Genomic DNA, 25,089 nt, shown 5'->3' on the forward strand with positions numbered 1-25,089 from the left:
TTTTACTAAATCACTTATCTCAATGTCTTTTTTTGATAAATTTAAACTATGAAAACACTAAGCCCAAAACTTAAGAAAATTGCTCTAACGGGAGTTCTCTTACTCTCACAACTTAATCAGGCCTCGACATTTATTCAGGCCGAAGAGACGCCTTATAAATATATTAAGGCGACGGAAATTGTAAATGACCGTTATATCTTTGAAGAATGTCATGGGAATAGAGAAGAGCTAAAGTGCCGTAATCTCTTTTCTGATTACAGAACTTTTGCCAGAAGCGATATTAAGAAGATGGCAGATATGAATGGACGTCATGCTCTTTACGCAGCAGGCGCAGATGTCGCAATCTTGGCAGTTTCAGCTTATCTTGGTTTGATTATTGGAGCAAAGGCCACGGCCGCTTACTATATTGGAACTGGAGTTAGTCTTGATGGTGGAGTCGCTGCTGCTGGTGGGTTCTTCTTTGGTGTTCCGTCAGGTACAGCAGTAGGAACAACTTTTGCTGCAGGACTTGATGAGCTTGATCCATTTGTTCATCGTGATATGTCCATTGCTCTCGAGCAAGTTATTGGTGTTGCCGACGAAGATGATCTTGATGACGTTGAAGCAAAGCAAATTGATGAAGGGATGATTGTTGAAATTGAAGATATTAATTTTAAGCAATTAAAAGAAAAAATAAAAAGTCAGCTAGAGGGACTTTAGAAGATTTATCATAAAAAAAGGGAGCTTTAAGCTCCCTTTGTTATTTACTCAGCATCAACTGCTGGAAAGTATTCTACTTGTTCCCCAATCTTATGATTTTCAGGAAATTCTTTTGCAAGCTCATCAATTGAATAAACACTTTCTGGTAGATTTAAAGACACGCGTAGCTTATCCATTGTCTCTGGCGCAAATGGCCTAAGCATTACTAAGATATTTCTTAGAATATAGAAACAAGAGTAAAGTGCATCAGTTCTTTCTTTCTCATCAAAACGATCATCATGTGGCTTATACTGATTAAATAGTCCGTTAATAATACGAGCATAGTTTTCAAGGGCACCAAGTGCTTTTGGGTATTCTCCCTTTTCCATGAATTTCGTATATTGCTGAACAATCTTAAGAGTTTCTTTTTCTGTCTTACCAATAAGCTCACCCTTAGGAACCACTCCTCCAAATTGCTTGTGACACGCAGAGATTGGCTTTTCAAATGCAGCGTTCATAGGGCCTGCTAGAAATGCATTCTTTGCCTTGAAAACCTCAAAGTCAAAATTAGAAGCTTTTTCAGAAAGGCTTAGAGTTGAAAGGAAGTAGCGAACTTGGTCTGCTGTATATCCCATTTCATCAATAAGTTGATCTCCAGTATAGAAATTTCCTTTCGACTTACTCATTTTCTCACCATTGATTTGTAGGTGGAAGTTAGAGAAGACGTCAGTTTGTTGGAATTCTCCTTTTAGCGCCTGTCTCATTGGATCTTCTTGCACTCCAAACCACATCGCTCCCTGCATAAGAACGTAGAAGAAAACATTATCAGTTCCAAGAAATTGGAAAACCTTTGCTTCAGGATCAGTCCAGAATTCTTTGTAAAGCTCTGGATCAAGTCCTTTTTTCTTAAGAGCAACTTTTGTAAATGAAATTGGTGCAATTAAAGACTCAGGCCATACATATAAAGTCTTACCTTCCATACCAGGTTCAATATCAGTTGGAACAGGGATTCCCCATGAAACGTCACGAGTAATCGCTCTGTGTGCCCAACCATCATTTAGATCACACTCAATTCCTTTATCTTCTAATTGCTTCTTACCTGAAGCAAGATCAGCTAAGTTTTCAAATTGAACTAGAACTTTTCTGCCTGGAGCATAACGACTCTTATGCTTTGGAAGTTCTTCTTTGATTTCCTTATATGCTGGCTCAGATTTATTTGTGAAAGTTACACAAGGATAAACCGTACCAAAAGCTTCTTGAAGAATAGGCTTTCTCCAAGTTTTCTGCTTTGTATTTAACCATTCAATTAATTGATCAGTTACTTTCCACATATTCAGATACCAGTGATCAGTGTCTCTTAGCTCCGGAGTCGCATCACTAACTGCTGAGATAGGATTCTTTAACTCATGTGGATCATAGTTTTTCCCACAAACATCACACTCATCGCTATATGCTTTTGTATTTGAACATTCTGGATTTGGGCAATCTCCCTGAACATAGCGATCAGGTAGGAACATATTAAGTTTTGGATCAAACCATTGCTGGCTTGTTTTCTTATCGAGCATTCCATTGGCATGCATATTTCTTAGAAAGTCCTGGCAAAGCTCTTTGTGGGCCTCGTAATTTTCTTCCTTTGAAGTTCCTGTATAAGTATCTAAACCAATTGAGTAGCGCTCCATTGTCTTTGATTGTTTTGCATGAACTTCACCAATGAATTCTTGCGTTGTCTTACCAAGTTTCTTGGCCGCAACTTCACTTGTTGATCCATGATCATCAGTACCGCAAACAAATAGTACATTTTCATCGCCAACTAGTAGCCTCATCCAACGAGAGTAGATATCTGCTGGAACATGGGCACCAGCTAAGTGTCCAATGTGAACTGGGCCATTAGCATACGGCATACCTGCAGTAATAACTGCTTTCTTAGGGCGGCTAACGCGAGATAGGATTGTTGGAATGTCCTGTTTTGGACGCATGTCTTTTTTATTCTTTTTATTTTCATTCATGGGTTCAAATTTAACACCGTGGGCCTATCTTCGTCTATATTTCTCTTTTGCAAAAGTTATCCAAATTATCTTTTGTGAGATGACATAGGGAGTTAGTGTAGGGGAAGTATGGCCATGCCTAGAAAAAGTCTCATTCGTCAAAGTAAGTTTCCGTATCACGTAATAACAAGAACCAATAATAGGGAATGGTTTCCGCTTCCAATGTTCCAGGTTTGGGATCTTTGCAAAGAAGCATTAATTTATGCCCAGAGTAAATGTATGGTGGAAATAAATTGTTTTGTATTAATGAGTAATCATTATCATATGATTCTAACGACACCCAACGAGGATATTGATATATTCATGCGATTCTTTAACTCTCGTTTCTCGTCTTTATTGGCCAAGAACTCTAATCGCATCAATCAGAAATTTAGCAATCGCTATCGTTGGAGTATTATCGATAACCAGAGCTACTTAAAAAATGTCTATCGCTACCTTTATCAAAATCCAATTCGTGCAGGTATAGCTGAGTCATGTGGAGACTACCCATATTCCTCATTATTTATAACAAGCTATGAGGCTAGGTTAATTAACTTTAGGCCACACTTTCACTACGCGGATGAGCAGACTTATTTTGAAAGAAGATTCGGAGCAGATACTATTTCAATTTTAAAACGTGCACTAAAGCATCCAAGATTTAAACTTGCTGAAAGAACTCCTTCATATGAAAAGATGCTTTTGGGGTACGCGGACACTTTATGCAAAAATAGGTAGTTAGATACACAAATTGCCTCTTTCAAGGCGTTTTTCATTCATATTTGGCAAAAGGCCCACCTTGTTTATTAAATTACGACGATAATTCGCAAATAATCCTATTAAAATGGATAAATTCGAGGTGAAGTCTCTTTGTACGGTGCTCAACTCATTGAATTGTCGAAAAGTGTCCGCGTACCACCCTCATGATTTAGAAGGGCCTCTTTAATATCTGCTCCGGCTACGTAACCCGAGAGTTCTCCAGACTTTGCGATGACACGGTGACAAGGAATGATTAAACAAATTGGATTTTTGGCATTAGCACTTCCCACTGCTTGCACAGCCTTAGGTGAGCCAACCTTTTGAGCAATATCAGAATATGTCGTCACTTCACCATAAGGAATATTGAGAAGCTGCGCCCAAACTTGTTTTTGGAAGACCGTTCCCTTGTTGATACTTAATGGAATCGAAAACTTTTTACGGCTTCCTGCAAAGTATTCTTCGAGTTGATCGTGGGCCTCATTGAGATATTTAGCGATACGCTCATCATCCTCATAGTGAGGACCGTCGTATTCTTGATCTTCCCAGCCAAGATAAGAAACTCCATTTTCATTAGCACAAATATAAATTGTGCCAAATTTTGAATGAAACTCAATTTGTCTATCAGTCATGTGGCAATTATAGCACCTTCAAATCTTAAAAAGAACTTATGATTAAGTAATCTATTTTGAAGTTTATTGCGTATATATAATTAAGAGAGCTAAAATTAACTAATTTTAAATTTCTGGAGGAAGTATGAATGTAATTAGACGTTTATTTATAGTCATGTGTATCATGTTCTCTTTTGCCTATGGAGAAGAAGTTAAGCTAGGACAAAATGTTCCGAAGTTTACTGTAAAGAATCATGAGGGCAAAGATTTTTCTATGATGTCACGAAAAGGAGAGTGGACTGTTTTATATTTCTATCCAAAAGCAGGAACTCCTGGTTGTACAAAGCAAGCTTGTGCTTTTCGCGATAGTATCAAATCAATTAGAAAACTCGGTGCCGAAGTTTACGGAATCAGTACTGACTCTGTAAAAGATCAAGCAGCATTTCATGAAGAGCATTCTCTTCAATTTGATCTTCTCTCTGACGAGGATGGTAAAGTCACAAAGAAGTTTGGAGCGAAGATGGCCGTATTTAATATATCTAAAAGATGGACTTTTATCATAGATCCAAATTTAAAGATTGTGGCAATTGATCGTGATGTTGATCCAATGCTAGATGCGGATCACGTCTCTAAAAAATTAGCTCAACTACAAAAGAACAAATAAAATCTAATGCCCTCGATATATCTCTGTATTGAGGGTAAACAGTCAATTTTTTCCTTACGATATCTAATTATTCTATTTATTTAATAATATTTTGACCTCTAGCATTGATAGTTAAGAAAAATTAAGTTTGAGCTTTCATAGTCAAAATCTATTCTGATATAGACAAAATATATTATCTTTAGATCTGTCTTTCATCGATACTGATTGCATCGAAAACATAGATTTTCAAAGGAGCCAAATATGAAAAGAAAACTACCTTTGCTGATTGCTACTGTAGCTCTTTTGAGTTGTGCATCTAACTCAAATGAAAAAATGGGCCAGCAATTTGCAAGCGGTGAAGCCAAGCCAAATAGCTTTTGGTGGCCGAGCCGAATCGATTTAACACCTCTAAGACAGCACTCAGTGGAATCAAGTCCACTAGGACCTAAATTTAATTATGCAAAAGAATTTAAAAAGCTAAATCTTTCTGCAGTAAAAGAAGACATTAGAAAAACATTAACGACATCACAAGACTGGTGGCCAGCAGACTATGGTCACTACGGGCCATTCTTTATTCGCATGGCATGGCATAGTGTTGGTACATATAGAAGTCACGACGGCCGCGGAGGTGGCGGTGGTGGCCAACAACGTTTTGAGCCACTTAATAGTTGGCCAGATAATGTTTCCCTCGATAAGGCAAGGCGTCTACTTTGGCCTATCAAAAAGAAATACGGGAATAAAATCTCATGGGCCGACTTAATGGTTCTAGCTGGGAACGTATCTCTTGAAGATATGGGATTTAAAACAATTGGTTTTGCCGGGGGACGTACTGATGATTGGGAAGCTGATCTTGTTTACTGGGGCCCTGAAACTCAGTGGCTTGCAGGAGATAAAAGATACAAAGGTGAGAGAGAGCTTGAGAAACCTCTTGCTGCCGTTCAAATGGGATTAATCTATGTAAATCCTGAAGGGCCAAACGGAAAACCAGATCCATTACTAGCTGCAAAAGATATTCGTGAAACATTTGGAAGAATGGGAATGGATGATGAAGAAACAGTTGCTCTAATCGCTGGTGGTCACACTTTCGGTAAGGCACACGGTGCTCATAAGCCTGATGATTGTCTTGAAAAAGATCCAGCTGGGGCCCCTATTGAGAATCAAGGTTTTGGTTGGAAGAATAAGTGTGGAAAGGGTCACTCAGAAGATACAATTACTTCAGGACTTGAAGGTGCTTGGAATGCTACTCCTACACAGTGGACAACAGGTTTCCTCGATAATTTATTTTCTTTTGAATGGAAGTTAGTTAAGTCTCCAGCAGGAGCACACCAGTGGATACCAACTGATGACGGTGCTGCGGCAATGGTTCCTGATGCTCATATAAAGGGTAAGCGTCATGCACCAATTATGTTCACAACTGACTTAGCTTTAAAAGAAGACCCTATTTATAACAAAATTGGACAACGTTTCTTAGATGACCCAAAGAAATTTGAGTACGCATTTGCTAAGGCTTGGTTCAAGCTTACTCACCGTGATATGGGGCCACAGGCGCGCTATATTGGTAAAGAAGTTCCGAAGGAGTCGTTTAAATGGCAAGATCCAACTCCTAAAGGAAAGAAGTTTTCTAATACAACAGCTTCGGCAATTAAATCTGATATTCTAAAATCAGGGCTATCAGTGTCTGATCTTATTAGAACTGCTTGGGCATCAGCTTCTACATACCGTGGAACTGATATGCGTGGTGGTGCTAATGGTGCACGTATTCGCTTGGCGCCACAAAAAGATTGGGCAATTAACAAAGTATCTAATGTTGATACAGTAATTCCTAAGCTTGAAAAAATTAGTAAAAGATATGGAGTCTCTCTGGCCGACACAATTGTTCTTGGTGGAGCAGCTGCAATTGAGAAGGCTTCTGGTAACAAAGTTAAGGTACCATTTGTTTCTGGGCGAGGAGATGCGACTCAAAGACAAACAGATGTAACTTCATTTGCTTTCCTTGAGCCAAAGGCAGATGCTTTCCGTAACTACTATACACAAGATTCAGGAAGAACTCCTATTTATATGCTAATTGATAAAGCAAATATGTTAGGTCTAACTGTTCCTGAAATGACTGTTCTAATCGGTGGTATGCGTGCGCTTGACGCAAATGCAGATGGATCAAAAAATGGTGTATTCACTAAGCGTCCTGGAAAACTTACAAATGACTTCTTTGTAAACCTTCTGACGATGGACAATAAGTGGACGAAATCAAGCACTCCTGGTCTATATAATGGTGTTGATAGAAAATCAGGAAAAGTTAAGTACACTGCAACTCCAGTAGACTTAGTATTTGGTTCTCATGCAGAACTAAGAGCTATTGCTGAAGTTTATGCTGCTAACGATGGACAGAAGAAATTCATGCAAGACTTCGTTAAGGCCTGGACTAAGGTAATGCAAGCTGATCGCTTTGATCTGAAAAGATAAGACTATATGCCTGGCCGAGTGAGACAACTCGGTCAGGTTTTATTCCTACCTAGAATAGTAAATATACCAATTATGAATTTCTCTATACTTCTTCTTTCTTATAATGTGAGATAAGGAGAGTTTATGAAAGAGACATCATTTGGCTACATCAAAACAATTCAAACAAAAGAGATTAAAGAAATTAACTTCTTCTCGTTTTCGAAGGCGGGGCGTCCTCATTACCATTGAGTCGAATAAGTACTACAGGCCGTAGTACTTACTCATCCAGTAAATGAGGGTGATATCGTAGCCAGGATTTTCATCTGAGGCCGCACCTCTTTTCTCATAACCAACTGTGTAAGGCTCTCTTTGCCACATGAATGAACCACCAGCGTGGCGATGTCTAATATCAAGAGCGTCTGCTGAAATCGACATGAAACCTTTTCCGCCGTATTCAGGGTATTGGACAAGTTCGATATCCTCAAGTGGTGGTTTTACAATACTTACATTCCTTGGTGAACGCTCTAAGAATCGCACGAGATTTTCTTGAATACGAGTAATCTTTTCTTCTGATACAGCTTCTGGGTTAAAAGAGTACTCAATTAAATTAAAGAAAGAATTATCGTGGTGACCTGTACTATATTTAATGACTTTATAAGACCTAAGCATATCTGCACGACGCTCTTGATCCTTTTCTAACCTAAAGTAGTTATAAAAGTGCATATTAAGCAGGTTGAATTTGTAATACTTATTTACATTATCCTTGGCCGTAATATTGTGAAAAATATAGGCCGTCTTACTTAACTCAGACATGCGGTTAAGCTCTTGCGTATACTGACCAGGGAACATGTGTTCACCAATGACAAGCATATTAAGTTGCTGCTCAGGACTTCCAAACCAAACTGTCGGCGCAATTACTTTTGAAGGTGTGATGCTGATTTCACGATCTTCAGATATCGTCCAATTATTTCTAATTAAATAATCAAGCATCATACGATAATAGGAAGCTGCCTTCGTCTTAATCTCTTCATCTTCGATTAAGTCATAAGTAATTGTTAGGCCAAAGATAATTCCAGTATACTGATCTCTTGTAATTCCTTTTTTCTCGTGATGGTTGACCCATTTCTCGCCTTTATAATCAACAATCTCATAATCAAGAGGGTCTCTATCTTTCATCAGTGCTCGGCCGGCCATACTATTTAGAGGTTGAGCAGATCTTGAAAGAAGGCCAGTAAAGCCATTAACACCAAGTAGGTTGCCAATTCCTTCTAGATTTCTCCTGATATTATTTAAGGCCTTCTCATTTTGAGAGACTCTGTAGCGAAATGCCTGTGAAGCAAGATAGGCTCCATTCCAGATCGCTGCATCTGAGAATGTTCCGAAACCTATAACTTCGCCTTGTGTTCCTTGTCCATCCGGCCCATATGCATCAAACCAAGAAATATAATCATTTTTATTATATCTAAGATTTAAAACAGTTCCGTTTATCATATGCTTTTGAGCAATTTTATCTTCGATATTCTCGATTGTGTCTTCTAGGTCTGAGAAACTATATCTTGGAGGAGACTTAAGACGCTCTGGTGTCGCTTGCCTAAAACGTTCGTTCAGGTCAAATACTGTTTTAAGTTGCTCGCTACCTTGAAGTAGAAGCTTATCAAAAGATTTGTTAATTTTCTTTTTTAATACTTTCTTGGCCACAGCAAGAAGGCCATTAATCAGCACATTAGATGCTTTGAGATCAATTCTTAACTTTTTATCGATAGTATCAATTGACTTCACTCTGATGACACTATTTTCGTCTCTATCGTAGTTGATAACGTATTTAAATTTAAGCTCCTTAATATTTAGCTTAATCAGTTTTGTCATACGAAACCATTTCGTTTCATATCTTAAGCGAGCTCTAAGTTTTAATTTCCACTTATTAGACTCTGGAATTCCGACTACAATTTTACTATCTGCAATCTCATAAAATTCAATAGGAAAGTCGAGAATATTAGTTTTTGTAATATTTGCACTCATAAGCTTTAAATTGCTTCCAATTTCTTTATTGTTAAAATTCTCTTTAATCTCTTTATTGATATTGAAAATAATATCTTCTTTGAAACCATTGAATAATGACTTTAGTTCGTTGTTGAGAGTGCTTTCATGAGAGAATGCGAATGAAAAACTTTGCACTAAGACGGCAAGGAATAAAAAGTACTTCATATTACTATCCTATGTATTACAATATAAAATTTTATCCCTAAGTAAATTTGGAGAAACTATAATAGCTCAAATTGTTTATTGCAAATACGATTGGAGACTTTAAGAGCAGATTCAGTCAAAAGTAAGAATCTTAAGAAAAATTAAGACGTGCGGCCAGCTTCCTGGCCATAATGACTTGTAGCATTCACTAGCAAAATAGCTATTACTTTTTTGATTTAAAACTTCCTTGTTCTATTCCTTAGAAAATGTATCTACAAATTTTTTGATTTCATCAACGTGCTCAAGAATATACTTGGCCTTTGTTAATCCAAAGCTCATAACAGTACCGTACTTTTCTAGTTCGTTACCTTCATCATCTACTTTATAAATTTTAAAAATCTTATTGCCTTTAAACTCTTCAACACCGACGTTATGGGGAGGTAATTCATAATTCATATATATTCCTTATTAGTTTAGTTAGTTACTCTTATTCTATCACTCAATTCGAAAAAAAATAAATGATAAAAATTTAATATCATTAATATTCATCCGAAAAGTAAAATATAGAAAAACATTTTAAATTTTTATCAAGGGTATTTTATGGAAAATATGGCCAAAGAAATAGAGATGTTATTAGAGTTAGAAAATGAAAAGCTTTCATATGTAAGTCTTAAAAACTTATGTGAAAAATATGATGTTGAATTAGAGTCTCTTCCACATACCATTAAAATTCTTATTGAAAATATTGCGAGAAGAGTTGATGGAAAAGATGTGAAGTTAACTGATGTTGAAGCTTTGGTTAAGTGGGGAAGTGGTTATGATAAGAATGCTGCACTGGCCTTTATGCCTGCACGTGTTTTAATGCAAGACTTTACAGGTGTACCCGCTGTTGTTGATTTGGCCGCAATGAGAAGCGCTATGGCAAGGTCCGGAGGCGATCCCAAAAAAGTAAACCCTTATGTAGGCGTTGATCTGGTTATTGATCACTCTGTCCAAGTTGATAATTTTGGTAATGCACAGGCATATGAAAAAAACCTCGAACTTGAATATGAAAGAAACGCAGAAAGATATGCTCTTTTAAATTGGGCACAGCAAGCTTTTCAAGACTTTCGTGTTGTTCCTCCTGGCATGGGAATTTGCCACCAAGTAAATTTGGAACATCTTGGTCATGTTGTTCAAAGTAAAAAAGGCTGGGCGATTCCTGATACATTAGTTGGAACGGACTCTCATACTCCTATGATTAATGGACTGGGGGTTCTAGGATGGGGAGTTGGTGGAATCGAAGCAGAGGCGGCAATGCTTGGGCAACCGATGTTTCTACCTGAACCAATTGTTATTGGTGTACGAACGAAAGGAACTCTTCCTGCCGGTGCAACTGCTACTGATTTAGTACTAACGCTTACTGAGATGTTACGAAGTCATGGTGTTGTTGGAAAATTCGTTGAGTTTTTTGGAGATGGCCTAAGTAATTTAAGTATTGCAGATCGCGCAACTCTTTCAAATATGTCACCAGAATTTGGTGCGACAGCAACCTTATTTCCAGTAGATCAAGCTACCCTTGATTATTTAGTTATGACTGGTCGAGGTGAAAAGGTTGAGCTAGTCGAAAAGTATACAAAAGAACAAGGGTTATTTAGAAGAGATGGAGACAAGGAACCACAATTTAGTGAAGTGCTTGATCTCGACTTGAGTCGTGTTGTTCCAAGTTTAGCCGGGCCAAAACTTCCTCAGCAAAGAGTTGGCCTTGGTAGTGCTCGTAAGTCGTTTGATGATAATTTTAAGGTTGAAAAAAATGATGGTAAAGTTATCAAACACGGTGACGTGGCAATAGCTGCAATTACAAGTTGTACAAATACTTCAAACCCATCTGTCATGTTAGCTGCAGGTCTTGTGGCAAAGAAGGCCGTTGAAGCCGGTCTCAAAACCAAACCTTGGGTTAAAACTTCTTTAGCTCCAGGATCTCGAGTGGTAACTAATTATTTAAAAAAAGCAGGGCTTTTACCATATCTTGAAGAGTTAGGCTTTAATCTTGTTGGTTATGGTTGTACTACTTGTATCGGTAACTCTGGCCCTCTACCAGAAGATGTTGCAAAAGATATTAATGATAATAATCTTGCGGTTGTTTCAGTTTTGTCTGGGAATAGAAACTTTGAAGGACGAGTACATAGTCAGATTAAAGCAAGTTACTTGGCCTCTCCACCTCTGTGTGTTGCTTATGCACTGACAGGAACATTTCTTTGTGATCTATCGAGTGAAGCAATTGGTCAGAATGCAAATGGTAAAGATATTTATTTAAAAGATATTTGGCCATCGGCATCCGAAGTGCAAGAGCTCATTTCTTCTTCTGTTAGTTCTGAGCAATATGAATATGAGTATGGAAGAATCTTTGCTGGTGATGAGAAGTGGAAGAGTATGGCCGTTCCTAAAGGTGATCTTTTTGAGTGGCAAGATGACTCAACTTATGTCAGAGAACCAGACTTCTTCGTAAACCTACCTGAAAAAGTTGCACCATTAGAAAATATTAATGATGCAAGGGTTATGTGTTTACTTGGAGACTCAATTACGACAGATCATATCTCACCGGCCGGAACGATAGGAAAGGATTCTCCAGCTGGAAAGTATTTAATTGAGCAAGGTGTTTCACAAAAAGACTTTAATAGTTTTGGCTCACGACGAGGAAACCATGAAGTTATGATTCGTGGGACGTTTGGAAATATTCGCTTAAGAAATGAAATGGCCCCAGGTACAGAAGGCCCTTGGACAACTCATTTACCAAGTCGGGAACAAATGAGTATTTATGATGCTTCTAAACGCTATGAAACAGAAAAAGTTCCTCTTGTTGTTGTCGCAGGTAGTGCATACGGATCGGGAAGTTCTCGTGACTGGGCCGCTAAAGGAACAACTCTCTTAGGTATTAAGGCGGTACTTGCAGAAAGCTACGAGAGAATTCATCGTAGTAACCTTGTGTGCATGGGTGTACTTCCTTTGCAGTTTAAAGAAGGTCAAAATGCTAGAACTCTCAAAATAACAGGTCTAGAAACATTTTCGATCGAAGGGATTGCAGAAGGAATAACACCTCGTAAGGAGCTTTTGATTAAGATGAAACGTGAAGATGGTAGTATCGAAAAATTTGAAGTTATTCTAAGAGTCGATGCTCAAGCCGAAGTGGATTACTATACACATGGTGGTATTTTGCAAATGGTTCTAAGAGAGATGCAAAATCGTTAAGATTTTATAAAAAACCAAAAATTACTAATTTATCTAAACTTGCAGTGCAATTAAGTGTTTAGAGCTTTTCGTATGGCCCTTTAGGAGCTCTACTTCCGTGTTGATTTTCATTTTATAATGAAAGAACTCACAAAAACATAGGAAGGATAATATGACGAACAAAACAGGTGTCTTAACATTTGGGGTGATTAGTTATTTAGTGGGCTTTTCAGCTCTCGTTGGTTGGATAGGTAGCATGTTAGGCGTAATTCCATTTCAATATGGAATTGTGGATTACACTACGGATTCTCTTGGTAGTGCATTTGTTATTGCCATTGGACTTTCCGCTTTGTTTATAGCTCAGCATACAATAATGGCCAGAGAAAGATTTAAAAAATTTATTAATCAGTATATTCCTGAAGCCGCTGAACGATCTCTTTATGTAATGATGTCCGGAATTACTCTTCACTGTGCAATTCTATTTTGGCCTAAGAATGGTGTTGTTATGTGGAATATCGAAAATGCGGTGGCATCTACTCTCATTATGAGTATTGGAGTTGCTGGATGGGCCTACTTATTTGTGGCAAGTTTTGCTTTAAATCACTTTGAGTTATTTGGATTGGAACAAGTTTATAATTATTATCGAGGAAGACCAATTCAGCGTATCCCTTTTCAAGAGAGCTGGATGTACAGTTTTGATCGTCACCCGCTTATGACAGGTTCACTTATCGGTATGTGGTTTTCTCCAGAAATGACCGTTGACCATCTGATGTTTAGTGGAATTTTTTCGGCCTATATTGTCGGTGGAGTTTCTATTGAAGAAAGGGATCTTGTTAGGCAATGGGGGAGTCGCTATATGGACTATCGAATTCGTGTTAAGACCATTGTTCCAACTTTTGATATCATTGGCCCAAATGATATTAAGGCCAGTGAAACTAAACAAAAAAATCAAAAGAAAGATGAGGACAAACAAAGAAACAAGGCCGCTTGATCTTGAGGGGGCTTTGTCTCCCTCTCATTTATTGAAAATTCTTCATGAATAGAAAAGCATTTGTGAATTTAGATCCATTTGGTGATAATAAGGCTTATGCGCAAGAATCGTTTTCTCTATTCGACAATTTTTTCGATAGGAATTCATGGATTATTAATATTTGGGACAGCTTCAGTTTTGAGGCCAAAGTCTTCGAGTACGCATTTTTCAGTAAATCAGGCTCCGGCCATTCAGATCAGACGTTTAGTGAAAGTAAAGAAAGTCACTGAATCACCTAAGAAGCTTACTCAAAAAAAGGCCCGTTCAAAACAGCTAGTGCAGAAGAAAGCTACTAAGCTAGTTGAGCAGTCCCAAGAGAACGCTCCAGTGATTAAAAAAGTCATCGACACTGGAGTGGCGAGTGAGAAGGCCAAGTACCTCAAATCGATTAGAGATCAAATTCTTGCCCAGAAACGCTATCCTAGGGTGGCCAAGATGTTAAAAAAACAAGGTGTTGTTGATATCTACTTTGAGGTCTCATACCCAAGCCATCTTTCTAATATTCAGATTAAAAAGGGCAGCGGTCATGCCATTCTCGATAGGTCCGCCCTAGAGACAATAGAGGCCCTTGGGAAATTACCTCGGATGCCAGATTTTCTAAAGTCAGAAGTTCTTAAGGTCGCAATTCCGATTAAATATGAGTTATTGTAACAGGATTGACGCACTGTAAAAACTAACTTCTTTATTAAAACCATTCCAAAAATCAGTTCAAATATGCTAGTTTGCCTATATGATAAAAAAGTTTGATGGCCAATACTTATTAGTATTTTTAGGCCTTCTCACAAATTCACTTATCTTTGCGCAAGATGTAAACCGTCTTGAGTCGATTTATATTACCGACGAGGTAGAGGCCTATGAAGAGGGACAAAGTACTACTTTAGGATTACAGGATGAAATTACATCTGATGAACTTGAAGAAGAAGTCGCTCAAAGTATCGATGATGTTCTAAAAAATACTTCTGGTGCTACTACTAAAGGAGGTCCGCGCTCTATTGGTGAAACCCCACAAGTTCGTGGCCTTGAAGCAAATAAGTTATTTGTAAATATCGATGGTGTTAAACAAACTTTTTATTTTTCAAATCATAACTACTCTCATCTCGCAGTTGATCCAGACAGTATAAAGAAAGTTGATATTTTTAAGTCGAATACAGACTACTCTCAGGGAATCAGTCTTGGTGGCGGAATGTCCTTTGTCACTAAAGATGGGAGCGATTATTTAAAGGCCGGTGAAAAATCAGGGAGTATCCTAAAATACTCTTTTGAAGAAGCTTCAAATATGAATGCTGAGTCTGTAAAAACATTTGGGCTTATGGATGGCGGAGATTATCTCCTTAGTGCCGGTTTTAAAGACTCAAAGGATCTTAAGCTAAGCGATGATACGACGTTAAAAAACTCTGCCTTTGAATCATATAATTTTTCAACAAAATTTGCTTTTGATTTAAAGAGTTCTCAGAAAGTTAAACTTAGTGCAGAGATTTATAATCTTGAAGATGAGTCTCCGCTAAATGCAACTCTTGATCCTCCAAGTGATCTGACAACCCTTCAGGGGAAAACGATCATAAAGCGTGAGTCTGTTAGTGCTGAGTATAAGAGAAAGGGGCTTGTAGGAAATCTCTATTTCTCTGAACAGTTTAATAAACAGCTACGTGATAGTGATGGCCGAAAGGAAGAGAGAAATATCGAAACAATTGGTACGCGAATAAAAGATCAGCTCAATTTAAGAGATGATTTAAAACTTGTTATTGGCGCTGACGCAACAATTGATAAGGTTACTGGCAAAAGTTCAAGTGGTAGTGTCTCAGACTATCCTGATGGTCAGATTACAGAAGCAGCGGCTTTTGCACAGATGAATTATAAAGCAGGGGGACTTAGCGTTGCACCAGGAATCCGCTTTAGTGACTATAAACTTGAGTCGAAGAATTCAAACTTTGCGGATGTAAAAGATAATAATCTTTCATCAAAAATCTTTGTAAATTACGAATTCAAAGGTTTTAATTTTTTCTCTAATTTCTCACAAGGTTTTAATTCTCCAGATGTACAAGAGGTCTATGCAACAGGACTACATCGCCCAGGGGATGGATTCTTCATTTCCGATAATTACTTTGTGACAAATTTAGATCTAAAACCTGAGACATCAAACACACTTGAGTTTGGAACAGAGTTTAAGAAACAACTTTTTTCTGATTTGGATCTCCTTACATTTAGGGCAAGCGGTTATATCTCAAAAGCACGTGACTATATTGATCAAGAAGTAATTGATTATGCCATTATTGATGGAAAAAATGGTACAACTCAATTTGTTAACCGTGATAAGGTGACTCTGTACGGACAGGAATTTGACCTTAAGTATCTCTATGATCAATTTGAGCTTACCGCAGGGTATTCTCGAAGTGTTGGTTGGGACAATTCAAGAAAGATGTGGCTTTCTAATATGCCAGCAAATACCTATACACTAGGTTTCAGCTATTACCTTGATCAATATGGTATAAAGCTAGGGTACGGTGCACTGATGGCAATGAGGCAAGATCGAGTGAACCCCGCTTCACTTGAGAGAACAACGGCAACGCCAGGGTATACTCTTCATAATATTTTTGCTTCAAAAGAGTTTTCTTATGGAATTTTAAATGGTCTTAAGATAACGACTAGGCTTGATAACTTAACTGATAAATCATATCGAAGACACGGCTCATATATTCATGAAGTTGGTCGAAATTTTAAAATGAGTCTTCAATATAAAATAAAGCATTTTTAATAAACGGAGTTTTTAATGAAAACAATTTTAGCATTCTTAATGGTAACATCAGCATTTGCAACGATTCCTCAAGGGACATATCTTCTCGATCGTATTGAGTGTACGACTGGAGAGACTCTTAAACTTGGTGGAGCATTTATGAGATATAATGTGACTCTTAAGATTGCAGAAGAAAATGCTGAGATGACGGCAATTGCAAAGAGTGCAAAGTGGGCACCATACTTACTAAATTGTACTCAAGTTAATTCAGGTGAGTTTAAGTATATTGGCCCTGGTCAGTATCAAGGCGGACTTGAAATGACTAAAGTTAAGTGTAATCTTGGTGTATGGGAAGGAATCTTAAAGAAGCAACACTTTGGTGTTGAATCAAATGGATCAATTTTTGATTACGAGTATAGCGATGGAAAGCTTGTTCTTAGTGTGAAAGATACTTTTACAAATTATAAGACATGTCGTGAAGCTGGCGGTTCTCCAATTTATCACTACAAAAAACAATAATATATTTTATAAAGGTTGTGTCATCTTAGATGGCACAACGTATTTATCAAAATCATCTGCACTTAAAAGTCCTAGTTCAATTGCCGATTCCTTAAGTGTTGACCCCTTAGCATGTGCATTCTTTGCAATCTTAGCTGCATTATCATAGCCAATATGTTGATTTAAAGCTGTCACAAGCATTAGAGAATTACTTAGATGCTTTTTTATATTTTCATAATTTGGTTTAATTCCAGTGAGACAATTCTCATTAAAAGAATCCATTGAGTCAGTAAGCAGTATGAGTGAGTGGAGAAAGTTATGAATCATAACGGGTTTATAAACATTAAGCTCGAAATTTCCTTGAGTTCCTGCAAAGCCGATCGTGGCATCATTACCTAGGACTTGTACACACACCATCGTAATGGCCTCACACTGCGTAGGATTTACTTTCCCTGGCATGATTGATGAACCAGGTTCGTTAGTTGGAATTGAAATTTCTCCAATTCCGCAACGTGGCCCACTGGCCAACCACCTAATATCATTTGCAATTTTTAACAAGGCCGTTGCAAGCCTTCTCATACTACTTGAGCCTGTAACAATAGCATCGTGTGCAGCAAGAGATGCAAACTTATTAGGTGCAGTGATAAATTTTTTTCCCGTAATCTCTGAGATTTTTTGTGCCACTAGTTTTGCATATTCTGGATGTGTATTAAGTCCTGTTCCAACTGCTGTTGCGCCTAGAGCAATTTCTCTTAAACCTTCTATCGAATGGAGTATGTCTTTTCTCGCTCCTTGAAGTTGTGCTGTGTAGCCGGAAAACTCTTGCCCTAGAGTAAGTGGAGTTGCATCCATTAAGTGTGTTCTTCCAATTTTTACGATATCTTGAAACTCATTTGTCTTCTTTTCAAAGGCCTTGATAAGACGATTGAGTGATGGAATTAAATGATCTTCAATTTGTTCTACGGCCGCAATATGCATGGCCGTTGGGAATGTGTCATTCGATGACTGCGACTTGTTGACATCATCATTAGGGTGAATTGGATTTTTGGATCCCATAATTCCACCACTAATTTCAATAGCGCGATTTGAAATAACTTCATTTGCATTCATATTTGTTTGAGTACCAGATCCAGTTTGCCAGACAACAAGAGGGAAGTGTTCATCAAGTTTTCCTTTGATAACTTCGTCAGCTGCTTGTGTAATGAGGTCAGCTTTTTCTTTTGATAGTTTCCCAAGCTCTTGGTTAGCAAGAGCTGCACCTTTTTTAAGGATTCCAAGTGCTCTTATCATTTCACGTGTAAAATGATCCCTGCCAATCTTGAAGTTTTGCAATGAACGTTGAGTTTGTGCTCCCCAGTAGCGAGAAGACTCTACTTTAATTTCACCAATACTATCGGTTTCGATCCTAAATTCCATCACAATTCCTTTTTTACTGTTTAGATTCTAGTATAGAAACTTATTAGGCCAACCTTAAGAAAGGTTAAGTGTGGAACTTCTTATAACTCAAATAGATCCAATGTGAAGACAACGGGAATTTCTTCCCCCGTTTCGTTTAAGACGACTTCAAAATCTTCGAGTAGTTTTAAAATCTTTTCTTTTAGTACCGGTAGGTCTTTTCTTGAAATACCAAGTAAGCTTGAATAATGAAGATCATTTTCTTTCACATCATCAACTGATTCCATGGCCTTTTGTCGCCAGTTAACATGATGGCGTGGAAGCATATCAGAACCCTGGGGGAGATGGATTCTCGTACTACCAATGGCAAGATTGCCATTAAGGTCAATAGTGACAAAATTTTTATCAATAAGAAAATCAAGAGCATCTTTAACAACTTTAATACTTAACTTTAAATGAGATGCGATATCCTGAGCTTTATTGAATGTAGGAAGGGCCGTTAGAATGTGAATTGCAACATAGTACCAGCTTGAGTAGTACTTCATTTGAACTTCACTCGTAAGTGTATTGGAAGCCTTTATTCGATTCGTGATCTCCTTACGCTTGTTTTGTACTTCATTAATTTTTTCGAGGAAATACTCTTCAAGCTCCACACTTCCAGCACGATCTTTTTGTATCATGAGAAGAAAATAGTCTTTTTCCTCATCCGTTAATTGTAGGTAGTTTGATGTTTTAATTGCATGTTCTAGAGAAAGGTGTGATCGAAAAGTTAGTACCTGATTAATGAAGGAAAGCTGGCAATTAAGCTCTTCGCTCAGGGATTTTCTCGTCAAATTCTTCGACTTTGGGCCAAGGCATTCTCTTAGGTATTCTCTATAGTCAGTAAAATCATATATATTCATAAGTTAGTATTTTATAACATAATAAGTAATAAGATTATAACTTTTATATAGATACGTGTCATTTATTTAGATATAAAGCCTACACATTAATAAATATCAATGGAGATATACATGAAAACAGTAATTTACGTATTATTTTCTTTAATTTCACTTTCTGTGGCAGCGGCCAGCGCCTCAGATTTAAGCTCACGAATTCTCACAGATCAGCTAGTTATTGAAGAAGAGTTTCAAATTAATATTGAACCTACATCTTTTGAATGCTTTTCTGAGAGTGGAAGGGGTCAGCAGGAGCTTGGTTATTGTCTTGTTCAAGGTGATCTAAAAGCGCCAAACTCAAGTTGTGATTTTATGATCTCTGTAAGGGAATTTTCATACAATGTGTTAATGCTTCAATGTGAAGAGTAGTTGTCTAGTTTACGGACATTGGACGTAATTATTTCAAAAAGACATGTGTATCATTTAGTTGATGATAAATTTGGAGATATGATGAAAGGCTTATTCTTTATAACATCTTTATTCTTGGTTCAGTCTGCACTAGCTGAGCAAGTAAAGTGCGTACCATCCTTAAAGATTCCTAAGGAGATAAAGAAAGACTTTTATCAGAATTATAAAGTTCAAACTCAACGACTTGGTGTCGGAAGCAGTGGTGGTGGAGACAATATTCGCCACTACTTTATTTCTGAAGCTAGGGAAATCTTAAATGAGCTAAGAAGTCATCCCAAATCAATTGAAGGCCTTGTCTCTCTAAACAGTTTAGAGGAAATCCTCGATATCAAATTTATCAAAGTTACTTCAAAGAAGTTAATTGATAATACTGGCTCAATTGTTGATGCCTTTGCAAGTGAAGGTCAGATTACATTAAATGAAGAGATTTGGCTTAACTACATTAAAAGAAGTGATAATGTGAAATGGCTTGTTCTACACGAGCTTCTTAGAGCAAGTGGTGTTAATGATGATAACTATACTATCTCTAATAAAATCATCGAAAGAACACCTAGGCTAACTTTTAATAGTTACCTGGCAAAATGTGGTGATTACAGATTTATTTTAAACTCGAATATTCCAATTGCTGCTTATGTTGGCGAAAAGTATATGAAATTAGATTCTGTTAGTATGTATGATGGGAAAGCAAGTATTAGGATTCACAAGAAGAAGCTAGAGATAAGCGAGAAGACGTGTCAGAAGCAGGCCGTTGCAAATGGTTTAGTGGCCCAGATCTTAGTAGAAAAAGAAAAAATCCAACGAAGTCATCATATTAGAATTTATTCGAATTCGTTAAAGTGTATAAAAAGTCAGGTCTACGGATTTGAAGGTGCTTTTACAGGTGTCTGTACAGTAGAAGGAGACTTAAAGGCTCCTAACTCGAACTCAACTTTCTCATTAAGCGCTTCAATATCGGATGGGGGCCCTAAAATACACTACAATATTAATGTTATTAATGGTGAGGGGATTGAACCTTTCTAAAGTTTATAATCTCCGCTTGAATTTTGCCATCTTTGTGAATGAATTCAATTGATAAGTCGTTTTGCTTAACTCTGATCATCTTATCTTGGCCCTCACAATAAGTGTCTAGCCAAAAGTTCATTCTAATAATTGCCTCGTTGTCACTATAGATCGGCCTTTGCCAATGGCCATTATTCAAATTAAAACCATAAACAAATTCTTTGTCTCCACAAGATAGATACTTATAAATAGTCTCTCCTAGGTATTCTAATTTTCCATTATATGTATAACTTAGATTCGAACTAATATAGTTATTTGCATTTGAAAGTAGACGAAGTGTTAATGGTGCCCCATTTATTTCAAATTCAAAAGATTGCCAGTTTTCATTCCATTGATTCCTAACTTTTGTCCCTAACTGATCCAAAAAACTGTGACTAATAACTCCAATTTGGTGTCCTAGTTCATGTATTAAGATGCTAATCATTGCAGGGATATCATTAGCAATAAATATAGACTCTTCTAGGTTTATAAAAATATGGGCTCGTCGACTAAAGCCGGTTTTTGCAATCCGAGATGTGATATCGATTTTGTTATGAAAGAAATCACCAGCAAATTCTTTACTAACAAAGATAAGGGGTCTTTTCATATCGGCCTTAGCGATGAATGCCTGATTTATTTCTCTTAAGATCGATTCTTCTTGAGAGTCTACCTGGCATTTATACTTGTCACCAAGACAGTTAAAAATTGCATTTTGAAGATTATAATAAGCAAAGGTGAAGTTTTGTTCAATTAGACCAGAACCATTTCCAACAATATCACCAGAGCCTAATGCCTTAATGATTGGCATAGATTTTTTATTAAAATTCTTTGTTAAGATATAGCTTTGGGAAGGGGTGAGTCTTTCAAGTTCTTTTGAAAAAATACAATTTGAAAATAGTAGTACTGTTAAAATTAAGTAACTTCTCATTGTTCTTCCTAGTGCTTAACAACTTGATCCGTATGGGAAAAGAATTGTGTATTTAGCTGATAGAGATTGTCAGCATTATTTGTTGAAAACTTCTCATTAAAATCTTTAATAAAATCGAAGATATATTTTTTAGCTTCAGCGATATCACTATCTTTCACTTTCATTGTGACTGCTGTTATTTGTCTCTCATTTACAGATTGTTCTTCAATTGATTCAAGAGCACGATTAAGCATTCCATGATGGTGTCTCTTAATTGCTGAGCTTGGGACATCATTTGTTGTAATAAGCCCTTCTTTTAGAACAATTAAGCGACCTTCTTCATCTCTTCCGATAGTTTTAGTATCAAGCATTGTTTCAATTGCGTACTTAATTTGTTTGAGGGGAACTTTTTTTCTAAGTTTTTGATGAATCCACTGATTATCTTCAACGAATGAAGGCATGGAAATAAGTTGTTTAATTGCAAGGAAGTACCAGTCGCTTATCGCATTGAACTCTTTTAGACTGAGTGAAATTCCATTTTCTTTTAAGTTCAGTGTGGCAATTTTCTTTAAGATTTCTTTAGTATCTTTGTTCTTTTTTTGAGCTTTCTCAAGTTGAACCAGAAGCATGAAGTATTGCTTCTCTTTCATATCTAATTTTAAATCTTCAGAAAGAGCATTGATCATTTCAAGACTAGGTGATCTTTGTCCTTTGATGACCATTGTTAGTGAACTAGGGGACTTGTATCCAAGGCGATTTGCCCAAGTTTTTAAGTTATTTGCAGTATGAGAATAAAGGCCATCAGGCATGCCGGCCTTAACAAGGAAGTCACAATAATTTTCAAAGTCAAAAATTGAAACTCTTGGATCTTTTATTTTAAGTTCTTCTTCCATTTGTTCCCTAAGTGAAGAAAGGCCCTTTAGGGAAGGGCCCTACATCTTTTAATTATTCACAAGCTTCAATAGAGTAGTTTTTCGTGAATAGTTTTCTACCCAGTTTATTGTCATGTCTTCTACCGTGAAGAGTTTTATGTACATCAATTTCGTACGAAAGTGGGTGTGTATATGTGTATGTTTCATACTGCATACAGTACTGACGGCCATCTCTTTGCCCTTGGTGTGACCAGCGTACACATCTTTCTCTTTCAGTTACGATCTCAGCTGTTCCATAGTAGCTTGTATAAGCAGTACAGATGCTATCTCTGTCTCCACCACGGTGTTGCCACTCTACACATCTTTTAAGCATTTTCTTCGTTCTAATTGTCTCTCCATCAAGACAAGCGAAGAATACTGAAATTGCGCCACCATTATCTAGATTTAATGCAGGCTCATTGAAAGTAACTTTCATGAAGTTGTCTTTGATAGTATCCCAAGAGTCTTGTTCAGTAGGCATTCCTGCTAGAACTGACGTTGAGACAAATAGTGCTGCAATTAGTGTAATTAATTTTCTCATTTAAATTCTCCCTATAGTTAGTTTGACTCTGTTGAATCTTATGTTCTTAAAAATCTAAACTAAAACTATGTAGTGGTGAGAATTTTGTAAATAAAATTTCACGATATAGCAAACAATGTTTTCACAATATGTGAATCCTGATTAGGGATGTGGGGCCTGCAATTCTTTATATAAGTTGCAAGCCATTGAATTACTATGAGAGTTAAAATAGTAAATTATTTTTCATTTAGAAACTTAATAACTCTCTTTTCTAATGGAGCCTTTGTTAAGCCTATTTTTCTGGCCGTCTTAGTAGCTTCTTCTATTGATAGCCCTTCGTATTGATAGAGATGAGTTAAATACCAAGCAGCGGCACGATTTCCACTTGAGCAGTGAACATAAATCATCTTATCTTTGTTATTGTTGATGATTTTTGAGATCTCATTTAGTGATCTTTCATCGATCTCCTTGTCTTTATTGAAGAAAGGAATTTGATGATACTCAAGATTAAGCATCTTTGCTGTTGCTTCTTCATCATAACCTTTGAATTCATTCTTCCCTCTTAGGTTTATTACAACTTCATAGCCATCTTTCTTGGCCTTACTCAATGTAGGTTTTGTTGGTTGTGGGGCAATAGCTAAGTGACTTACAACTTTTGCTTCTTCATAAGTTGTAATAATTGGTGTTTTTTCAACATTGTGAGAAGTTGAGCATCCAATGTAGAACGCTACCATGAGAATAGTTGTAAAAAGAGCTGTTATCGATTTCATATATAATTCCTTTGTTTATTTGATTTAAAATTAGCATACACTTAAATAGTTAAATGATATTTGACCTACATCAAATATTTATTCAAGATAATGGCATAGGATGATTTATATGGAAGAACTTATTCAATTTATACGACACAATATGATTTTTGTTTTTATTTTCGCCTTTATCTTGTGGCGAATTTATCGCTTTTTCAAGGCCAAGAACGAAGTTCAAAGAATATTGAAAGAGAATAATTTTCAATTAGTCGACGTTCGAAGTGAAGGGGAGTTTCAAGGGTTTTCAATACCGAATTCAATTAATATTCCAATCGATCGCTTAGGCTCTGATTACGAAAAACTTGATAAGAACAAAGCGGTCATTGTCTTCTGTGCCTCTGGTGGAAGAAGCGCCATGGCCAGACTACATCTTCTGAGACTCGGGTTTAAGAAGGTAGTCAATGCTGGTGGTGTTCACGCTCTATCTCGTATTCTAAATCAAAAATAAGGGATAAATTCGATAAAATTTACTCTAAATTAGCTTCCTAGTTCCAAGTAATGGTACTTTTGTGGTAGTTCTTTAAAGTAGTTCGGTGGTGAACTACTTTCTCTTCATTAACTTACATAGCAAGGAGAATGAAATGAGAAATGATGTATTTGTTGCACTAAAAGACGTAATGAAAGTTAGAAAGGTTAATTATAAGGAGCTGGCCGCTCGTATCGAGATGTCTGAATCGGGCCTTAAGAAGCTTATGGCCGGTCAGGACTGTTCTTTAAGTAAATTAGACCAAATATGTGATGCGCTAAATATCAATTTAGCAGAGTTATTTTCGATTGCTCAGCAGTCCAGTGAACCAGTCTTAAAGTTAGATGATAAACAAGAAGCTTTATTCCTAAAAGAACCAATTATCTATCACTTTTTCACAGAGTTACTTTCTACTGATGGTGACTGGAAGGCCGTTGTTAAAAAGCACCGCCTTGATAAGAGCGAATCTCTATCAATGCTTAGAAGCTTGGATAAGGTTAATCTCATTGAATTGGGAGAAAATGATCGAGTAAAGCTACTGTTTAAAGGAAGTGATATCAATATCTCTTCTAAACTTGGAGCTTTGGTAAGTTTTAATATTGATCGATATTTCTTCGAATATGCCCAGGAACAATTCAAGTTAGAGCAAAAGACTTCACGTGGATCTAGAGGAAGCTTTTATTTAAAAAAAGAGTCAGTTACTGACTATCTTAAGGCCCTTGATGATTTACAATTAGAATTTGCTAAGAGGTCAAAGAGAGAGGAGCTTCTTTATGGAAGTGAGAAGCTTGAAAGTATAACTTTCATGTCTTATCTGGCCACTGACTTTAGGGCATCAGATTACGTATTTACTAAGTAAATGAAAAAGTAAAAGTCGAGGGACGAGAAATAGAAGCGCC

Annotated in this window: 23 protein-coding genes; 13 read left to right on the plus strand and 10 right to left on the minus strand. The window is 37.0% G+C overall.

Annotated elements, in window-relative coordinates:
• The first annotated feature begins 48 nt into the window (after window positions 1-48).
• Window positions 49-699, plus strand: coding sequence for a hypothetical protein (locus tag M902_RS12320; protein WP_021267903.1), 651 nt, complete (start codon window positions 49-51; stop codon window positions 697-699).
• A 44-nt stretch (window positions 700-743) separates the two neighbouring features.
• Here M902_RS12320 and M902_RS12325 read toward each other — a convergent pair whose 3' ends face one another.
• On the minus strand, window positions 744-2,684 hold the full coding sequence (locus M902_RS12325) for a methionine--tRNA ligase (protein WP_156979841.1): 1,941 nt from the start codon (window positions 2,682-2,684) through the stop codon (window positions 744-746).
• Window positions 2,685-2,798: 114 nt separating this feature from the next.
• Here M902_RS12325 and M902_RS16380 point away from each other — a divergent pair, with 114 nt between their 5' ends.
• A complete protein-coding gene (locus M902_RS16380; protein WP_021268288.1) occupies window positions 2,799-3,437 on the plus strand; it encodes a transposase in 639 nt (212 codons plus the stop codon).
• 143 nt (window positions 3,438-3,580) lie between these two features.
• Here M902_RS16380 and M902_RS16790 read toward each other — a convergent pair whose 3' ends face one another.
• Entirely contained in the window at window positions 3,581-4,087 is a 507-nt protein-coding gene (locus tag M902_RS16790) for a methylated-DNA--[protein]-cysteine S-methyltransferase (RefSeq protein WP_021268107.1), read from the minus strand.
• Between the two features lie 124 nt (window positions 4,088-4,211).
• Between M902_RS16790 and M902_RS12340 the strand changes: the two genes are divergently transcribed.
• Window positions 4,212-4,730, plus strand: coding sequence for a peroxiredoxin (locus tag M902_RS12340; protein WP_040314793.1), 519 nt, complete (start codon window positions 4,212-4,214; stop codon window positions 4,728-4,730).
• A gap of 240 nt (window positions 4,731-4,970) precedes the next feature.
• Entirely contained in the window at window positions 4,971-7,169 is a 2,199-nt protein-coding gene (katG, locus tag M902_RS12345; protein WP_021268653.1) for a catalase/peroxidase HPI, read from the plus strand.
• A gap of 240 nt (window positions 7,170-7,409) precedes the next feature.
• Here katG and M902_RS12350 read toward each other — a convergent pair whose 3' ends face one another.
• Both M902_RS12350 and M902_RS12355 read right to left on the minus strand, forming a co-directional pair.
• Window positions 7,410-9,353, minus strand: a complete 1,944-nt coding sequence (locus M902_RS12350) for a hypothetical protein (protein ID WP_021268517.1) — start codon at window positions 9,351-9,353, stop codon at window positions 7,410-7,412.
• Between the two features lie 231 nt (window positions 9,354-9,584).
• Window positions 9,585-9,788: a hypothetical protein gene (locus M902_RS12355; protein ID WP_021267799.1), complete on the minus strand. Its 204-nt coding sequence runs from the start codon at window positions 9,786-9,788 to the stop codon at window positions 9,585-9,587.
• A 144-nt stretch (window positions 9,789-9,932) separates the two neighbouring features.
• Between M902_RS12355 and acnA the strand changes: the two genes are divergently transcribed.
• The 5 genes from acnA to M902_RS12385 all read left to right on the plus strand — a co-directional run bounded on the left by acnA (window position 9,933) and on the right by M902_RS12385 (window position 16,819).
• Window positions 9,933-12,560, plus strand: a complete 2,628-nt coding sequence (gene acnA, locus M902_RS12360; protein ID WP_021268591.1) for an aconitate hydratase AcnA — start codon at window positions 9,933-9,935, stop codon at window positions 12,558-12,560.
• A gap of 151 nt (window positions 12,561-12,711) precedes the next feature.
• Window positions 12,712-13,530, plus strand: coding sequence for an isoprenylcysteine carboxylmethyltransferase family protein (locus tag M902_RS12365; protein ID WP_021268349.1), 819 nt, complete (start codon window positions 12,712-12,714; stop codon window positions 13,528-13,530).
• A 96-nt stretch (window positions 13,531-13,626) separates the two neighbouring features.
• Window positions 13,627-14,220, plus strand: a complete 594-nt coding sequence (locus M902_RS12375; protein ID WP_021268188.1) for an energy transducer TonB — start codon at window positions 13,627-13,629, stop codon at window positions 14,218-14,220.
• A 79-nt stretch (window positions 14,221-14,299) separates the two neighbouring features.
• On the plus strand, window positions 14,300-16,321 hold the full coding sequence (locus tag M902_RS12380) for a TonB-dependent receptor domain-containing protein (RefSeq protein WP_021268439.1): 2,022 nt from the start codon (window positions 14,300-14,302) through the stop codon (window positions 16,319-16,321).
• 15 nt (window positions 16,322-16,336) lie between these two features.
• Window positions 16,337-16,819: a hypothetical protein gene (locus M902_RS12385; RefSeq protein WP_021268602.1), complete on the plus strand. Its 483-nt coding sequence runs from the start codon at window positions 16,337-16,339 to the stop codon at window positions 16,817-16,819.
• A gap of 6 nt (window positions 16,820-16,825) precedes the next feature.
• On the opposite strand, the gene fumC is transcribed toward M902_RS12385, so the two are convergent.
• The gene (gene fumC, locus M902_RS12390; protein WP_021267885.1) at window positions 16,826-18,214 is read right to left on the minus strand and encodes a class II fumarate hydratase; all 1,389 of its coding nucleotides are present in this window, start codon (window positions 18,212-18,214) and stop codon (window positions 16,826-16,828) included.
• 80 nt (window positions 18,215-18,294) lie between these two features.
• Entirely contained in the window at window positions 18,295-19,095 is an 801-nt protein-coding gene (locus M902_RS12395) for a TIGR02147 family protein (RefSeq protein WP_021267959.1), read from the minus strand.
• Window positions 19,096-19,206: 111 nt separating this feature from the next.
• Here M902_RS12395 and M902_RS12400 point away from each other — a divergent pair, with 111 nt between their 5' ends.
• The gene (locus M902_RS12400) at window positions 19,207-19,500 is read left to right on the plus strand and encodes a hypothetical protein (RefSeq protein ID WP_021268565.1); all 294 of its coding nucleotides are present in this window, start codon (window positions 19,207-19,209) and stop codon (window positions 19,498-19,500) included.
• Window positions 19,501-19,578: 78 nt separating this feature from the next.
• Window positions 19,579-20,559 (plus strand): hypothetical protein, encoded by a 981-nt coding sequence (locus tag M902_RS12405; protein WP_156979844.1) that lies wholly within the window; start codon window positions 19,579-19,581, stop codon window positions 20,557-20,559.
• Here M902_RS12405 and M902_RS12410 read toward each other — a convergent pair.
• The 4 genes from M902_RS12410 to M902_RS12425 form a co-directional block, all read right to left on the minus strand.
• Window positions 20,531-21,505, minus strand: a complete 975-nt coding sequence (locus M902_RS12410; protein ID WP_021268696.1) for a hypothetical protein — start codon at window positions 21,503-21,505, stop codon at window positions 20,531-20,533. The genes M902_RS12405 and M902_RS12410 overlap by 29 nt on opposite strands.
• Window positions 21,506-21,513: 8 nt before the next feature.
• Window positions 21,514-22,377, minus strand: a complete 864-nt coding sequence (locus M902_RS12415; protein ID WP_021267911.1) for a DUF4423 domain-containing protein — start codon at window positions 22,375-22,377, stop codon at window positions 21,514-21,516.
• Between the two features lie 52 nt (window positions 22,378-22,429).
• Window positions 22,430-22,936, minus strand: a complete 507-nt coding sequence (locus tag M902_RS12420) for a hypothetical protein (RefSeq protein WP_021267766.1) — start codon at window positions 22,934-22,936, stop codon at window positions 22,430-22,432.
• Window positions 22,937-23,151: 215 nt separating this feature from the next.
• Entirely contained in the window at window positions 23,152-23,685 is a 534-nt protein-coding gene (locus M902_RS12425; RefSeq protein WP_021267871.1) for a beta-lactamase hydrolase domain-containing protein, read from the minus strand.
• A 109-nt stretch (window positions 23,686-23,794) separates the two neighbouring features.
• Between M902_RS12425 and M902_RS12430 the strand changes: the two genes are divergently transcribed.
• Together M902_RS12430 and M902_RS12435 are read left to right on the plus strand one after the other, a co-directional pair.
• A complete protein-coding gene (locus M902_RS12430; RefSeq protein ID WP_021268022.1) occupies window positions 23,795-24,172 on the plus strand; it encodes a rhodanese-like domain-containing protein in 378 nt (125 codons plus the stop codon).
• 133 nt (window positions 24,173-24,305) lie between these two features.
• Window positions 24,306-25,049: a helix-turn-helix transcriptional regulator gene (locus tag M902_RS12435; RefSeq protein ID WP_021268221.1), complete on the plus strand. Its 744-nt coding sequence runs from the start codon at window positions 24,306-24,308 to the stop codon at window positions 25,047-25,049.
• Window positions 25,050-25,089 lie beyond the last annotated feature (40 nt).

The organism is Bacteriovorax sp. BAL6_X (genome assembly GCF_000443995.1).
GTDB lineage: Bacteria > Bdellovibrionota > Bacteriovoracia > Bacteriovoracales > Bacteriovoracaceae > Halobacteriovorax_A.